Raw genomic sequence first — 16168 nt, 5'->3', positions numbered from 1 at the left:
CGATGAAGCCGTCTGCCGCGACCGGCAGGCCGTAAGCGGCGGCGGCCTGCGGCATCTGTGCGGCGGCCACCACGTTCATCTGCGGTGTGCCGATGAACTGCGCCACGAACTGGTTGGCCGGCTTGTCGTACAGCTCCAGCGGCGTGCCGACCTGCTCGATCTTGCCGTCGCGCAGCACCACCACGCGGTCGGCCAGCGTCATCGCTTCGACCTGGTCGTGCGTCACGTAGATGGTGGTGGCGCCCAGCTCGCGATGCAGCTTGGCAATCTCCACGCGGGTCTGGCCGCGCAGCGCGGCGTCCAGGTTGGACAGCGGCTCGTCGAACAGGAAGACCTTGGGCGAGCGCACGATGGCGCGGCCGATGGCCACGCGCTGGCGCTGGCCGCCGGACAGCTCCTTGGGCGTGCGCTGCAGGTAGGCGGTGAGGTTCAGGATCTTCGCGGCACGCTCGACCTTCTCGCGGATCTCGCTTTCGCTGACCTTGGCCAGCTTCAGCGCGAAGCTCATGTTCTCGTACACGCTCATGTGCGGGTACAGCGCGTAGCTCTGGAAGACCATTGCCAGGTCGCGCTTGGAGGAGGGCGCGTGCGTGATGTCGCGGCCATCCAGCATCAGCTGGCCGCTGGTCACCGTTTCCAGCCCGGCAATCAGGCGCAGCAGCGTGGACTTGCCGCAGCCTGAAGGGCCCACGAACACCACGAACTCGCCGGGCTCGATGGACAGGTCCACGCCCTTGATGGTCTCGACCGCGCCGAACTGCTTGCGGAATTGCTTGAGCTGAAGGTATGCCATGGCATGGTCTCCTTGATCACTTGACGGCGCCGAAGGTCAAGCCTTGCACCAACTGTTTTTGACTGAACCAGCCGAACACGACGATGGGCGCGATGGCCATCAGCGAGGCGGCGGAGAGCTTGGCCCAGAACAGGCCTTCGGGGCTGGCGTAGGAGGCGATCAGCGTGGCCAGCGTGCCGGCCTTGGCGGAGCTGAGGTTCAGCGACCAGAAGGCCTCGTTCCAGCTCAGCACCAGGCACAGCAGGCCGGTGGACGCGAGGCCGCCCATGCCCAGCGGCAGCAGCACTTTGTAGGCTTCCTGCCAGAGCGTGGCGCCGTCCATGCGCGCGGCTTCCAGGATCTCGGGCGGGATGTCCTTGAAGGCCGAATACAGCATCCAGACCATGATGGGCAGGTTGCTCAGCGTGAACACGATGATCAGCCCGGTGCGCGTGTCCAGCAGCGCGCTTTGCTGGGCCAGCACGTAGATCGGCACCAGCGCGCCGACGGCCGGCATCATCTTGGTCGACAGCATCCACATCAGGATGTCCCGCGTGCGCTTGCTGCGGAAGAAGGCCATCGAATAGGCCGCGGGTGCGGCGATCATCAGGCCCAGCACGGTGGACACCACGCTGGTGATCAGCGAGTTGGTCGCGTAGAGCAGGTAGTCGCTGCGGGCCTGCACCTCGTGGAAGTTTTCCAGCGTGGGCGAGAACAGCCATTCGGTGGGTACCGCAATCGCCTGCAGCTCGGTCTTGAACGCGGTGGCGATCAGGAAGCCCAGCGGGAAGAACAGCAGCAGCGTGACCAGCCAGGCGACGAGGGTGCGCACGACCAGCGCCAGCGGGAAGCGGCGCGGCGCGAGCAGGATCTCGGCCGGCGCGGTGTCCACAGTGGGCAGCGTGGAAGAAGTGGTGGTGGGCATGTCGTTCCCTCAATCGAGGTTCTTGCCGACGAGGCGGATCAGGAAGATCGCCGCGATGTTGGCCAGCACGACGGCGAACAGCGCGCCTGCGGAAGCCACGCCGGCGTCGAAGTTCAGCAGCGCCTGCTTGAAGATCAGGAAGGCGATGTTGGTGCTGGCATCACCTGGGCCGCCGGAGGTCGTCGTGAAGATCTCGGCGAACACGCTGATCAGGAAGATCATCTCGATCATCACCACCACCGCCACCGAGCGGCCCAGGTGCGGCAGCACCATGTAGCGCAGCTGCTGCAGGTAGTTGGCGCCGTCCATGCGCGCGGCTTCGAGCTGCTCGCGGTTGAGCGACTGCAGCGCGGTCATGAAGATCAGCGTGGCAAACGGCAGCCACTGCCAGCTGATCATGATGATCACGCTGAGCAGCGGCCAGTCGGTCAGCCAGTCCACCGGCTGCGCGCCGAAGGCCTGCCAGACCTGCGCCAGCACGCCGTAGATCGGGTTCATCATCATGTGCTTCCACAGCAGCGCATTGACCGTGGGCATGACGAAGAAAGGCGAAATGAGCAGCACGCGCACCAGGCCGCGGCCGGGGAAGGGTGCGTCGATCAGCAAGGCCAGCCCCACGCCCATCACCACGGTGATGACGATGACGCTGCCGAGCAGCAGCACGGTGTTCATCACCGCCGGCCAGAACGAGGCGTCGGTGATGAAATATTCGAAGTTCTCCAGCCCCGCAAATCCGGTCACGTCCGGCTGCATCAGGTTGAAGCGGATGGCGCTGAAGTACAGCGTCATGACCAGCGGCACGATCATCCACAGGAAGAGCGTGCCGATGGCCGGCGCCATCAGGGCGCGGGGCATGAAGCGATTCATGGCGAGGTCTCGGCAATGAGGCTGGCCACCGCCGCAGCGGTGGCCCGTCAGGCGGCAGGTGCCGGCTTACTTGTAATAGCCGCCCTTTTTCATTTCACGTTCGGCGGAGATTTGGCTGGCTTTCAGCGCCGCGTCCACCGTCGTCTTGCCCGACAGGGCCGCGCTCATCTGCTGGCCCACCGCAATGCCGATGGCCTGGAACTCAGGGATGGCCGCGAACTGCACGCCCACGTACGGCGACTTCGGCAGCGTCGAGTCGTTCGGGTTGGCGCTGTCGATGGCGGTCTTCTCGGCCGCGGCAAAACGCGCGGCCTTCTGGAATTCCGGCGAAGCGTAGGTGGACTTGCGGGTGCCGGTGGGCACATTGGCCCAGCCGTTGGTCTTGGCGACCAGCTGGATGTATTCCTTGCTGGTGGCCCAGGTGATGAACTTCTGCGCCGCGTCCACCTTCTGCGAGCCGGCCGGGATGGCCAGGTTCCAGGACCACAGCCAGTTCGCGCCCTTGGGCGTGACGGCGGTGGGGGCCTGCGCAAAGGCCATCTTGTCGGCCACCTTGGACTGCTTCGGATCGCTGACGAAGGAAGCGGCAATCGTCGCGTCGATCCACATGCCGCACTTGCCGGCGTTGGTCAGCGCCAGGATCTCGTTGAAGCTGTTGGCCGAGGAGCCTGGGGGGCCGTAGTTCTTCAGCAGGTCGACGTAGAAGGTGATCGCGTCATGCCAGGGCTTGGTGTCGATCTGCGGCTTCCACTGCATGTCGAACCACTGGCCGCCGTTGGTGTTCACCAGCGTAGTGAGGAAGGCCATGTTGTCGCCCCAGCCCGGCTTGCCGCGCAGGCAGATGCCGTACACGCCGTTCTTCGGGTCGTGGATCTTGGACGCCAGGTCCTTGATCTGGGTCCAGGTCGGGCGCTCCGGCACGGTCACGCCCACCTTGTCCGCCAGGTCCTTGCGGTACATCAGCATCGAGCTCTCACCGTAGAACGGTGCTGCGTAGAGCTTGCCGTCCAGCGACAGGCCACCGCGAACGGCCGGCAGCAGGTCGTCCACGTCATAGGCGGCGTCGGTCTTCAGCGGCTGCAGCCAGCCCTTCTTGCCCCAGATCGGTGTCTCGTACATGCCGATGGTCATGATGTCGAACTGGCCGCCTTTGGTGGCGATGTCGGTCGTCACGCGCTGGCGCAGCGTGCCTTCTTCCAACGTGACCCACTTCAGCGTGATGTCCGGGTTGGCTTGCTCGAAGTTCTTGCCGAGCTTCTGCATCTCGATCATGTGGCCGTTGTTCACCGTGGCGATCACCAGCTCGGTGGCGGCGTGGGTGAAGGTGGCCGAGGCCAGGCCCAGCGCACCCAGCGCGGCCTGGACGACGAGGGTCAGGCAGGTCTTACTGCGGTTCATGTTGTGTGTCTCCTGAGATGTCGGGGCGTTTGGTGTTGTCGCTGCCTGCCCGCATGGCGCAGCGTGCGCATCTTCAGCGAGGGAGGGCTGTGGTTTTGATACTGCCGCCGCCAGTGTCTGTACTTCATTGCGCACAAATGCCCAGGTTTTCCCCATGTCAGTGGAATTGGATACAGATTGAACGCTAGGTGGCAGCTTTGCCGCATCCAAGGTCAGGTCGCTGCCCTGGTTGCCACGGCAGGGCAGGCGACAATCCGGCGCATGAAAGCCATCCGCCTGCGCGAAGGAAAAGAACGTTCGCTGCTGCGCCGCCACCCCTGGGTGTTCGCCGGCAGCGTGGAAAAAGGCAAGGCCGATGCGGGCGAGACGGTGCGCGTCGAAAGCCACGATGGCCAGTTCCTCGCCTGGGCTGCGTTCAGCCCGCTGTCGCAGATCCGCGTGCGGGCCTGGAGCTTCGACGAGGCCGAGCGCATTGACGCCGCCTTTTTCCAGCGCCGCATCCGCGCCGCGGTTGCCATGCGCCAGCGCCTGGCGGTGGCCAGCAATGGCGTGCGCCTGGTGCACGGCGAGGCCGACGGCCTGCCCGGCCTGGTGGTGGACCGCTACGGCGACATCCTCAGCGCGCAGTTCCTCTCGGCCGGCAGCGAGCGCTGGAAAGCGGTGATTGCCGATGCGCTGCTGGCCGAAACCGCGGCGCTGGGCTGCACCCGGCTGTACGAGCGCTCGGACGTGAACGTGCGCGAACTCGAAGGCCTGCCCGAGGTAACCGGCTGGCTGCGCGGCGAGGGCGACACCGGCGTCACGCTGCGCGAGCACGACATCCAGCTCACGCTGGACGTGGCCGAGGGCCACAAGACCGGCTACTACCTGGACCAGCGCGAGAACCGCGCGCTGTTCGCCCGCCTGGTGCGCCAGTTCGGCTGCCAGCGGGTGCTGAACTGCTACAGCTATACCGGCGGCTTCTCCATCGCCGCGCTGGCCGGCGGCGCCACCGAGGTCACCAGCGTGGACTCCTCCGGCCCGTCGCTGGCCCGCGCCACCGCCCACGTCGCGCTGAATGGCTACGATCCGGCCCGCCACACCGCGCTGGACGCCGACGTGAACGCCACGCTGCGCCAGTGCCTGCAAGAGGGCAAGCAGTTCGACGCCATCGTGCTCGACCCGCCGAAGTTTGCGCCCACTGCGGCGCATGCCGAGCGCGCCAGCCGCGCCTACAAGGACATCAACCGGCTGGCCTTCAAGCTGCTGGCGCCCGGTGGCTTGCTGTTGACCTTCAGTTGCTCCGGCGGCATCAGCGCCGACCTGTTCCACAAGATCGTCGCCGGTGCCGGCATGGACGCGCCGGCTGACGGCTACCTGCTGCAGCGCCTGGAAGCCGCACCGGACCATCCGACGACGGTGTGTTTCCCCGAGGGCGAGTACCTGAAGGGCTTGGTCATCCTCAAGAAATAGGCCGAATCCCCTTTTCATTGCGTTGGTTTTCACCGCTGGAAATGTCTTGGTGCGATCCAGACGCTAAGGTTTTTCCTTCGTGACAACTGCCGCGCGCCGCCTCGCCGTGCGATGTGAAGCACCGAGCGAGTCGTCCTGGCCTGCGGCCTCCGACCAAGCGCGAGGTTCCAAAGCATGGATGGGGAATTGCTGGACAAGGGCTCGTCCGCCGGGCGAGCCAGGGGCACCGCAGGTGCGCGCGATGCGCTGCAAAGCCTGCTGAAACTGGCCGATGTGCGCCTGGGCGGCGACCGGCCCTGGGACATCCGCCCGGCGCCGGGCGCTGCCGCGCAGTTCGAGCAATTGCCGCAGCGCGTGCTGGCCGAAGGCTCGCTCGGCCTGGGCGAGGCCTACATGGACGGCTGGTGGGTCGCGGACCGGCTGGACCAGCTGTTCGAGCGCCTGCTCAAGGCCAGGCTGGACCAGCGGGTCACACCCTGGCCGGTGTTGTGGCACGGGCTGAAGGCCAAGCTCTTGAACCTGCAGAATCCGCGCCGTGCCTTCCAGGTCGGCGAGCAGCATTACGACCTGGGCAATGACTTCTACCAGGCCATGCTGGACCCGCGCATGACCTACACCTGTGCCTACTGGGGCGGCCAGCCGGGGGTGGCGCCAGCCGCGCTGGACGCCGCGCAGGAAGCCAAGCTGGAACTGGTCTGCCGCAAGCTGGGCCTGAAGCCGGGCATGCGGGTGCTGGACATCGGCTGCGGCTGGGGCAGCTTCATGAAATTCGCGGCCGAGCGATACGGCGTGCGCTGCGTGGGTGTCACCGTCTCCGCCGAGCAGGTGGCGCTGGGCCAGCAACTGTGCGAAGGGCTGCCGGTCGAGTTCCGGCTGCAGGACTACCGGCAGCTGGACGAGCGCTTCGACCGCATCGTCAGCCTGGGCATGTTCGAGCACGTGGGCCACAAGAACGCCGGCACCTACATGGCGGTGGCCCGCCGCTGCCTGGCCGAAGACGGGCTGTTCCTGCTGCACACCATCGGCCGCAACGACAGCGCGCACGGCACCGACCCGTGGGTGCACCGCTATGTGTTCCCCAACGGCGAGCTGCCCAGCGTTGCGCGCATCGGGCGTAGCGCCGAGCCGCATTTCGTCGTCGAGGACCTGCACAACTTCGGCGCCGACTACGACCACACGCTGATGTGCTGGTGCCAGCGCTTCGAGGCCGCGTGGCCGCGCTTTGCCGAACGCCTGGGCGAACGGTTCCACCGCATGTGGCGCTACTACCTGCTGAGCTGCGCCGGTGCGTTCCGTGCGAGGGACATCCAGCTCTGGCAATGGGTGTTGTCGCCGCGCGGTGTGCCGGGTGGGTACAAGCGCGTGTCGTGAAACTGGCTATCGTTCGGGCATGAGCACTTCATCCCAGGATTCCCACGGCCCGCGCATTGACTGGGCCGGTTTCGAAACCCATGCGCCGGAGGTCATCAAGGCCTTGCGCGCGCTCGGCCAGGCGGTCGACGAAGGCGGGCTGGACAAGTCCTTGACCGAGCTGCTGAAGGTGCGCGCCTCGCAGCTCAACGGCTGCGCCTTCTGCCTGCAGTTCCACCTGAACCTGGCCCGCAAACTTGGTGTACCGGCGCCCAAGCTGGACTTGGCCGCCACTTGGCGTGAAGCCGGCAGCGTCTACACCGCCCGCGAACGAGCTGCGCTGCAATGGACCGAAGCGCTCACGTTGATGGCCGACCGGCCCATCGCCGACGCGGCCTACGGCGAGCTGCAGGCGCAGTTCAGTGAAAAGGAGATTGCGCTGCTGACGACGTCCATCGGTGCAATCAATGCCTGGAACCGCATTGCCGGCAGCCTGCAGTTCACACCGCCAATTCCGAAGGCGGTGGCCTGATCAGGCTGGCGAGGGCGCAGGCATTCGTGGGTCGAACTTCGCCCGCTTCACCGCGAAGAAGCTCTTCACGTTGCGCACGTTCGCGTCCTGCGTGAACAGCGATTGCGTCAGCGCCAGGAAGGCCGGCATGTTGGCCGCCCAGGTCACCAGCACGAAATCCGGCCCGGGCGACACACGCCAGCATTGCTGAAGCACGCTGGCTGCGCCGCCGTCGAAGGCGAGCGCGCGCGCCTCGAAGGCGTCCAGGTGCTCGGCGCCCTGGCGATCCAGCGTCACCTCGCAGATGGCCTGCAGCCCGCGGCCGGCGAAGGCGGGTGCCAGCAGCGCGGTGAAGCGCTCGATCACGCCCAGCTCGCGCAGCCGCTTCACGCGGCGCAGCGCGGTGGCGGGTGACACATGCGCGGCCTCTGCCAGTGCCTGGTTGGTGAGGCTGGCGTCGGCCTGCAGCAGGTCCAGCAGGCGCCAGTCAATGGCGTCCAGATTGGCGGAAAAATTCTCTGATGCACTCACTTTGAAATATTCAGCCATCGTCAATCACTGGTGATTGAATATTTCACATTGATATCGATCTAGCAAGCTTCTGTTGTGTTCTCGGGCCTACGATTCGCCCCGTTCCCTCACAGAAAGCGAGCACCCCATGTGCGGCATCGTCGGCGCAGTCAGCCACCACAACATCGTCCCCGTCCTCGTGCAAGGCCTGCAGCGGCTGGAGTACCGCGGTTATGACTCCTGCGGCGTGGCGGTGTACCAGGACGGCGAGCTGCGCCGCACCCGCTCGACGGCCCGTGTCGCCGAGTTGCAGCAGCAGATCGACACCGACGGCGTGGCCAGCGGCACCGGCATCGCCCACACCCGCTGGGCCACGCACGGCGCGCCGGTGGTGCACAACGCGCACCCGCACTTCTCCAGCGGCAAGATTGCGCTGGTCCACAACGGCATCATCGAGAACCACGAGCAGTTGCGCGATGAGCTGAAGGCCAAGGGCTACGCCTTCGAGAGCCAGACCGACACCGAGGTCATCGCCCACCTGGTGCACCACCTCTACGACGGCGACCTGTTCGACGCCGTGCAGCGCGCCGTGCTGCGCCTGAAGGGCGCCTATGCCATCGCTGTCTTCTGCCGCGACGAGCCGCACCGCGTGGTCGGCGCCCGCGAAGGCTCGCCGATGATTTTGGGCCTGGGCACGGAGGCCAGCGGCGGCGCCAACTACCTGGCGTCCGACGCGATGGCGCTGGCCGGTGTCACCGACCGCATCGTCTACCTCGAAGAGGGCGATGTGGTCGACATCCAGATCGGCAAGCACTGGATCGTCGCCAGGGACGAGCATGGCCAGTTCCGCCCGGTGCCGCGCGAAGTGCGCATCGTGCAGGCCCACACCGGCGCCGCCGAGCTGGGCCCGTACCGCCACTACATGCAGAAGGAAATCTTCGAGCAGCCGCGCGCCATTGCCGACACGCTCGAAGGCGTGGCCGGCATCACGCCCGAGCTGTTTGGCGACGGCGCGTACAAGGTCTTCAAGGAAGTGAACCGCGTGCTGATCCTCGCCTGTGGCACCAGTTACTACTCCGGCTCCACCGCCAAGTACTGGCTGGAAAGCATCGCGAAAATTCCCACCAGCGTCGAGATCGCCAGCGAATACCGCTACCGCGACAGCGTGCCGGACCCGCGCACCCTCGTCGTCACCATCAGCCAGAGCGGCGAAACGGCCGACACGCTGGCCGCGCTCAAGCACGCCCGCGCGCTGGGCATGCCGCACACGCTGACCATCTGCAACGTGGCCACCAGCGCGATGGTGCGCGAATGCAAGCTGGCCTACATCACGCGCGCCGGCGTGGAGGTGGGCGTGGCCAGCACCAAGGCCTTCACCACCCAGCTCGCCGGCCTGTTCCTGCTGACGCTGGCGCTGGCCCAAGTGCGCGGCCACCTGAGCGACGTACAGGAAGCAGCCCACCTCAAGGCCATGCGCCACCTGCCCGCCGCGCTGCAGGCCGTGCTCGCGCTGGAGCCGCAAGTCGTGGCCTGGGCCGAGGCCTTCGCCCGCAAGGAAAACGCACTCTTCCTCGGGCGTGGCTTGCATTACCCCATCGCCCTCGAAGGCGCGCTGAAGCTGAAAGAAATCAGCTACATCCACGCCGAGGCCTACCCCGCAGGCGAGCTCAAGCACGGTCCGCTGGCGCTGGTCACCTCCGAAATGCCGGTGGTCACGGTGGCCCCGAACGACGCACTGCTGGAGAAGCTCAAGAGCAACCTGCAAGAAGTCCGCGCCCGCGGCGGCCAGCTCTACGTCTTCGCCGACGCCGACACCCGCATCACCAACGCCGAAGGCCTGCACGTCATCCGCATGCCCGAGCACTACGGCGCTCTGAGCCCCATCCTGCACGTGGTGCCGCTGCAACTGCTGGCGTATCACACCGCGGTGGCGCGCGGGACGGACGTGGACAAGCCGCGCAACTTGGCAAAAAGCGTGACGGTGGAGTGAGCCTGGCGCGGCATTTCGCGGGCGGCTGTCGCCAGCACCACCGCTGCAGTGTGGGACCACATGCCCTGTTCACATGCCCTATTTGTTGCTGATGATCTCCAGCAGCTCGCCCCGCACGGCTGGGTCGGCCATGTATTTGCTGTACAGCGGGGACATCCTGCGAACGTAGGGCGAAAAGTCGATCACGTTCGCGAATTGGGCGCCGTCCTTGGTCACCGCTGCGCGAGCGGTGACGACCCGCTTGTCCCACAGCTCGCGCATCAACAGGGCAGAACTCTTGCCCGCCTTTTGGAACACGACCCGGTCCTGCGGGCTCAGCTTGTCCCACAGCTTGGTGGAGACGACCAAGGCTTCGGGTGACACCATGTGGCTGTCCAGCAGCATGTACTTGGCGGCCTTGTACTGGCCGGTGGATTCGTAGGACACCATGTTGCCTTCGGCGCAGTCCACGGTGCCTTTCTGCAGGCCGTCCAGCACGTCCTTGTAGGGCAACACCACCGGGGTGGCGCCGAGCAGCTTGACCATCTCGATGTAGGCCTCGGATTGCTGCACGCGGATCTTCTGCCCCGCGAAATCTTCCGTCCGCGTCATCAGCTTGTTGGCGCAGAAGAACGAACGGGCGCCACCGTTGTACCAGCCCAGCACGACAAAGCCGGAGGCCTTCAACTTCTCGGCCAGGCGCTCACCGGCGGCCCCGTCGAGGAAGCGAAACATGTGGGCCGCATCGATGAACAGGAAGGGCAGGTTGTAGGCCTTCAGGCCGGGCGCCGCTTCAGACAGTGGCGCCGAGTTGAACTCGGCCACGTCGATTTCGCCGGCCTTGAACATCGTCACGGCCTTGGCCTGGTCGCCCAGCGATGCGTTGGAAAACAGCTCGATCTTGACGGCGCCCTTGGTGCCCAGCTCGACCTCGTGGATGAAGCTTTTCATGGCCTCCGTCACCGGATAACCGTCCGGGTGGGTGTTCCACGCGCGGAGCTGGGTCTGCGCGGACGCCGGCCATGCGCCCATCCATGTGGCCAGGAAAAGACCGCCGAGCAATGCTTTGCGCATGAATGTGCCGCTGTTCGAGTTTTGATGAAGCGCGGGATGCGCGGTGGGTCGCTCCGCACATCGTCAGTCATCGTACAACTCGCGGGCGGCCGTATTTCACAGCAGCTGAGCCGTCGGCAAGTAGCGGGTATGTACCAGGGCCTCCGGCTGTCTTTGGCGTGGTGGCCGCCCTGGCGTGCGCCGCGCCGCGACAATTGGGCGCATGACAAGCACGCCTTCCGCCTCGCTGCTGCACAGCGCCTTCTACCGCTTCGTGCCGCTGTCCGACCCCCAGGCTGCGGCAGTGCAGCTGCGCAGCTTGGCGCATGCGCTGCAAGGCAGCATCCTGGTGGCCGCGGAAGGCATCAACGGCACCGTGGCCGGTGAGCCGCAAGCGGTGGCGGCCTTCGAGGCGGCGCTGCAGCAGGCGGACGTGCTGGCGGGCGCGTTTCGCGGCATGCCGTTCAAGCACAGCGAATGCGCCACGCCGCCGTTCGGCCGGCTCAAGGTCAGCGTCAAGCCGGAGATCGTGGCGCTGGGTTTGCCGCAAGACCCGGCAGCTGCGCTGCCGCCGCCGGACGAGCGCGACGCCAGTCACCTGTCGCCAGAGGCCTGGCGCGCGCTGCTCGCGCGGGACGACGTGGTGCTGCTGGACAACCGCAACCACTTCGAGTTCCGCCTCGGCCATTTCCGTGGCGCGGTCGATCCGCAGGTGCACAACTTCAGCGACTTTGTCGCCTACGTGCAGGCGCAAGCACCGGCCTGGCGAGCCGCCGGCCGGCCGGTGGCCATGTACTGCACCGGCGGCATTCGCTGCGACAAGACGGCGCCGTGGCTGCGCAGCCAGGGGCTGGATGTGTGGCAGCTGGACGGCGGCATCCTGAACTACTTCCAAAGCCTGCCCGATGCCGAGCGCGATTGGCAGGGCGAGTGTTTCGTGTTCGACAAGCGCGTGGCGCTGGACACCCGGTTGCGCGAGACCGGCACGACGGCAGAGCAGGTTTTCGATCCCACCCTTCCCGACGAGGCGTGGCGCCTGCAGCGTGCGCGTCGCCTGGACGGGGCGGGCGGCTGACGGCGACGCGGCCGGGCTGCTCTGGCAACGCGTGGTGGACAATTGCCATTGTTTGCCCAGGGCACGGCTCAAGAGGTTGTTTGCACGGGCGCAAGTGAGGCCTTATCCCTGTGGCCAGCCTTCTTTGCAGCGACCCTTTTCAGCAAGCACGATGCCCGCATACCGTTCCAAGACCTCCACCGCCGGCCGCAACATGGCCGGGGCCCGCTCCCTGTGGCGCGCCACCGGCATGAAAGACGAGGACTTCGCCAAGCCCATCATCGCGGTGGTCAATTCGTTCACCCAGTTCGTGCCCGGCCACGTGCACCTGAAGGACCTGGGCCAGCTCGTCGCCCGCGAGATCGAGGCGGCTGGCGGCGTCGCCAAGGAATTCAACACCATCGCGGTGGACGACGGCATCGCCATGGGCCACGACGGCATGCTGTATTCGCTGCCCAGCCGCGACATCATCGCGGACTCGGTCGAGTACATGGTCAACGCGCACTGTGCCGACGCGATGGTCTGCATCTCCAACTGCGACAAGATCACGCCCGGCATGCTGATGGCCGCGATGCGGCTGAACATCCCGGTGGTGTTCGTCTCGGGCGGCCCGATGGAGGCCGGCAAGACCAAGCTGGCCAACCCGGTTACCAAGGTCATGGAGTTCAAGAAGCTGGACCTGATCGACGCGATGGTGATCGCGGCCGACGCGAAGTATTCGGACGCCGAAGTCGCCGAGGTCGAGCGCTCGGCCTGCCCCACCTGCGGCTCCTGCTCGGGCATGTTCACCGCCAACTCGATGAACTGCCTGACCGAGGCGCTGGGCCTCTCGCTGCCGGGCAATGGCACCGTGGTGGCCACGCACGCGGACCGCGAGATGCTGTTCAGGCGCGCCGGCCGCCGCATCGTCGAGATCACCCGGCAGCACTACGAGCAGGACGACGCCCGTGTGCTGCCGCGCTCGGTCGGCTTCAAGGCCTTCGAGAACGCGATCACGCTGGACATCGCGATGGGCGGCTCGACCAACACCATCCTGCACCTGCTGGCCATCGCCCGCGAGGCCGAGATCGACTTCGGCATGGCCGACATCGACCGACTCTCGCGCACGGTGCCGCAGCTGTGCAAGGTGGCACCTAACACCAACAAGTACCACATCGAGGACGTGCACCGCGCCGGCGGCATCATGGCCATCCTCGGCGAGCTGGACCGCGCAGGCAAGCTGCACACCGACGTGCCTACCGTGCACACGCCGACGATGAAGGAAGCGCTGGCCCAGTGGGACATTGCGCAGACCACCGACCCCGACGTGCGCCGCTTCTACATGGCCGGCCCTGCCGGCATCCCGACCCAGGTGGCCTTCAGCCAGGAAACCCGCTGGCCCAGCCTGGACCTGGACCGCGCCGAAGGCTGCATCCGCTCCTACGCGCACGCCTTCTCGAAGGAAGGCGGCCTGGCCGTGCTGACCGGCAACATCGCCCTCCACGGCTGCGTGGTCAAGACGGCCGGCGTGGATGACAGCATCCTGGTCTTCGAAGGCAACGCCCACGTCACCGAGTCGCAGGACGAGGCGGTGGAGAACATCCTGGCCGACCAGGTCAAGGCTGGCGACGTGGTCATCGTGCGCTACGAAGGCCCCAAGGGCGGCCCTGGCATGCAGGAAATGCTCTACCCCACGAGCTACATCAAGTCCAAGGGCCTGGGCAAGGCCTGCGCACTGCTGACCGATGGCCGCTTCTCCGGCGGCACCTCGGGCCTGTCCATCGGCCACTGCTCGCCCGAAGCGGCGGCCGGCGGCGCCATCGGCCTGGTGCGCAACGGCGACCGCATCCGCATCGACATCCCGGCCCGCACGATCAATGTGCTGCTGTCCGACGCGGAACTGGCCACGCGCCGCGCCGAGCAGGACGCCAAGGGCTGGAAGCCGGCCCAGCCGCGTCCGCGCAAGGTCTCGGCCGCGTTGAAGGCCTACGCCAAGCTGGTCATGTCGGCCGACAAGGGCGCCGTGCGCGACCTGTCACTGCTGGACGATTGAAGCGGCTTTTTCGCGTGATGGGTGGCTGGTGAGAAGGAAATTCTCCGAACACGGGAGAACCCCTGTGCATTGAAGAAGATTTTCCTCGGTTGGGAGAAGAACAATCCTGCATGAGCATTGGTTCCGCTTCCCCCATCCGCCGCCCCGACTACCGCCTGTCCGACAACCTGTGGGCCAAGGACGGGGTCGTGTTCCTCACCGGCACCCAGTCGCTGGTGCGCCTGCTGGTGATGCAGCGCGAGCGCGACCAGGCGCGGGGCCTGAACACGCAAGGCTTCATCAGCGGCTACCGCGGTTCGCCGCTGGGCATGGTGGACCAGGCGATCTGGAAGGCCGGCAAGAAGTTCACCGAAGCCGGCATCCGCTTCGTGCCGGCTATCAACGAGGAGCTGGGCGCCACGCAGGTGCTGGGCACGCAGCGCGTGGAGCTGGACCCGGAGCGCACGGTGGATGCCGTGTTTGGCATGTGGTACGGCAAGGGCCCCGGCGTGGACCGCGCGGGTGATGCGCTCAAGCACGGCAATGCCTTCGGCTCGTCGCCGCGCGGCGGCGTGGTGGTGGTGGCGGGTGACGACCACGGCTGCGTGTCGTCTTCGATGCCGCACCAGAGCGACCAGGCCTTCCAGGCCTGGGGCATGCCGGTGCTGCAGCCGGCCAGCGTGGCCGAGTACCTGGAGTTCGGCCTTTACGGCTACGAGCTGTCGCGCTACTCGGGCGCCTGGGTCGGCATGGCCGCGCTGTCGGAAGTGGTGGAGAGCGGGGCCACGGTGGACCTGGACCTGGTCAACGCCCGCGCCGCGGCCTGGGTCGATGCGGCCAGCGTCACCGCCGCCACCGGCTACCAGCCGCCAGCGGACGGCCTGCACATCCGCTGGCCGGACCTGCCGTCGCTGGCCATCGAGGCCCGCATGGCCGCCAAGCTGCAGGCCACTGCCGCATTCGCCAAGGTCAACAGCATCGACCGCCAAGTCATAGCGAGCCCGCACGCGACGGTCGGGATCATTACCTGCGGCAAGGCCCACTACGACCTGATGGAAGTGTTGCGCCGGCTGGAGATCTCGCCCGAGATGCTGGCCGAGGCCGGCGTGCGGCTCTACAAGGTGGGCCTGAGCTTTCCCATCGAAACCACCCGGGTGAAGGCCTTTGCGCAAGGCCTGAAGGAGATCCTGATCGTCGAGGAGAAGGGCGCGGTCGTTGAGACGCAGCTGCGCGACCTGTTCTACAACGCGCCGGCCGACGCGCGCCCGGCCCTGGTCGGCAAGCACGACCGCGACGGCAAGCCGCTGGTCTCGGCGCTGGGCGAACTGCGGCCTTCGCGGCTGATCGAGATCACTGCGCACTGGCTGGCCGAGCACTTCGGCGAAGCGCGTTTTGGCGATCACCTGCGCCATGTGCGGGACTTCACGCCGCCCGCATTGCTGTCCAACGGCGGCGACACGGTCAAGCGCCTGCCGTACTTCTGCGCCGGCTGCCCGCACAACACCAGCACAAAGGTGCCTGAAGGATCGACGGCCCGCGCCGGCATCGGTTGCCACTTCATGGCCAACTGGATGAACCGCGACACCGAGGGCCTGATCCAGATGGGCGGCGAAGGCGTGGACTGGATCTCGCATTCGATGTTCACCAAGGTGCCGCACGTCTTCCAGAACCTGGGCGACGGCACCTACTATCACTCGGGCTACCTGGCGGTGCGCCAGGCGGTCGCGGCCAAGGCCGTCATCACCTACAAGATCCTTTTCAACGACGCAGTGGCCATGACCGGCGGCCAGCCGGTGGACGGCGTGATCAGCGTGGACGCGATTGCGCGCCAGATGGAGAGCGAAGGTGTCAAGCAGGTCGTGGTCGTCAGCGACGACATAGCCAAGTACGACGAGATGCGCGAGCGCTTCCCCGCCGGCACCGAGTTCCACGACCGAGCCGAGCTGGACGCCGTGCAGCGCCGCTTGCGCGAGGTGGCCGGCGTCACCGTGCTGATCTACGAACAGACTTGCGCGGCCGAGAAGCGCCGCCGCCGCAAGAAGGGCGAGATGGTCGACCCTGCGAAGCGCCTGTTCATCAACGAGGCGGTCTGCGAAGGCTGTGGCGACTGCACGGTGCAGAGCAATTGCGTGGCCGTGCTGCCGCTGGAAACCGAGCTGGGCCGCAAGCGCAAGATCGACCAGAGCAACTGCAACAAGGACTATTCCTGCGCCAAGGGCTTCTGCCCGAGCTTTGTCGGCGTGACCGGCGGCAAGCTGCGCAAGCGCGCGGGAGCGCTGAGCACCGGCAAGGCGGC

General features: G+C 66.6%; 13 protein-coding genes. 7 read left to right on the top strand and 6 right to left on the bottom strand.

Annotated elements, in window-relative coordinates; genetic code table 11:
• The 4 genes from FKP22_RS05985 to FKP22_RS05970 form a co-directional block, all read right to left on the bottom strand.
• The coding region (locus FKP22_RS05985; RefSeq protein WP_141286138.1) for an ABC transporter ATP-binding protein at positions 1–793 on the bottom strand (793 nt) is incomplete at its 3' end.
• A 16-nt stretch (positions 794–809) separates the two neighbouring features.
• Positions 810–1697, bottom strand: a complete 888-nt coding sequence (locus tag FKP22_RS05980; protein ID WP_141286136.1) for a carbohydrate ABC transporter permease — start codon at positions 1695–1697, stop codon at positions 810–812.
• A gap of 9 nt (positions 1698–1706) precedes the next feature.
• Positions 1707–2564, bottom strand: a complete 858-nt coding sequence (locus FKP22_RS05975; protein ID WP_141286134.1) for a carbohydrate ABC transporter permease — start codon at positions 2562–2564, stop codon at positions 1707–1709.
• A 66-nt stretch (positions 2565–2630) separates the two neighbouring features.
• On the bottom strand, positions 2631–3962 hold the full coding sequence (locus FKP22_RS05970; RefSeq protein WP_141286132.1) for an ABC transporter substrate-binding protein: 1332 nt from the start codon (positions 3960–3962) through the stop codon (positions 2631–2633).
• 261 nt (positions 3963–4223) lie between these two features.
• Between FKP22_RS05970 and FKP22_RS05965 the strand changes: the two genes are divergently transcribed.
• From FKP22_RS05965 to FKP22_RS05955, 3 genes are all read left to right on the top strand, one after another.
• On the top strand, positions 4224–5414 hold the full coding sequence (locus FKP22_RS05965) for a class I SAM-dependent rRNA methyltransferase (protein ID WP_141286130.1): 1191 nt from the start codon (positions 4224–4226) through the stop codon (positions 5412–5414).
• Positions 5415–5588: 174 nt separating this feature from the next.
• Entirely contained in the window at positions 5589–6785 is a 1197-nt protein-coding gene (gene cfa, locus FKP22_RS05960) for a cyclopropane fatty acyl phospholipid synthase (RefSeq protein WP_141286128.1), read from the top strand.
• A gap of 19 nt (positions 6786–6804) precedes the next feature.
• Entirely contained in the window at positions 6805–7296 is a 492-nt protein-coding gene (locus FKP22_RS05955; protein ID WP_141286126.1) for a carboxymuconolactone decarboxylase family protein, read from the top strand.
• Here the strand turns inward: FKP22_RS05955 and FKP22_RS05950 are convergent, their stop codons facing one another.
• Positions 7297–7806, bottom strand: a complete 510-nt coding sequence (locus tag FKP22_RS05950) for an Lrp/AsnC family transcriptional regulator (RefSeq protein WP_231010093.1) — start codon at positions 7804–7806, stop codon at positions 7297–7299.
• Between the two features lie 127 nt (positions 7807–7933).
• Here FKP22_RS05950 and glmS point away from each other — a divergent pair, with 127 nt between their 5' ends.
• Positions 7934–9775, top strand: a complete 1842-nt coding sequence (gene glmS, locus FKP22_RS05945) for a glutamine--fructose-6-phosphate transaminase (isomerizing) (protein ID WP_141286122.1) — start codon at positions 7934–7936, stop codon at positions 9773–9775.
• Between the two features lie 78 nt (positions 9776–9853).
• Here glmS and FKP22_RS05940 read toward each other — a convergent pair whose 3' ends face one another.
• The gene (locus FKP22_RS05940) at positions 9854–10828 is read right to left on the bottom strand and encodes a TRAP transporter substrate-binding protein (RefSeq protein WP_141286120.1); all 975 of its coding nucleotides are present in this window, start codon (positions 10826–10828) and stop codon (positions 9854–9856) included.
• A gap of 202 nt (positions 10829–11030) precedes the next feature.
• Here FKP22_RS05940 and trhO point away from each other — a divergent pair, with 202 nt between their 5' ends.
• The 3 genes from trhO to FKP22_RS05925 form a co-directional block, all read left to right on the top strand.
• The gene (trhO, locus tag FKP22_RS05935; protein WP_141286118.1) at positions 11031–11882 is read left to right on the top strand and encodes an oxygen-dependent tRNA uridine(34) hydroxylase TrhO; all 852 of its coding nucleotides are present in this window, start codon (positions 11031–11033) and stop codon (positions 11880–11882) included.
• A gap of 151 nt (positions 11883–12033) precedes the next feature.
• Entirely contained in the window at positions 12034–13893 is a 1860-nt protein-coding gene (ilvD, locus tag FKP22_RS05930; RefSeq protein ID WP_141286116.1) for a dihydroxy-acid dehydratase, read from the top strand.
• Between the two features lie 110 nt (positions 13894–14003).
• On the top strand, positions 14004–16168 hold a 2165-nt coding region (locus FKP22_RS05925; protein ID WP_141286114.1), incomplete at its 3' end, for an indolepyruvate ferredoxin oxidoreductase family protein.

This window comes from Ideonella azotifigens (genome assembly GCF_006519715.1).
Lineage (GTDB): Bacteria > Pseudomonadota > Gammaproteobacteria > Burkholderiales > Burkholderiaceae_C > Ideonella > Ideonella azotifigens.
Note: the sequence above shows the minus strand (reverse complement) of the source record. Positions and strands in the feature narration are given on the sequence as shown.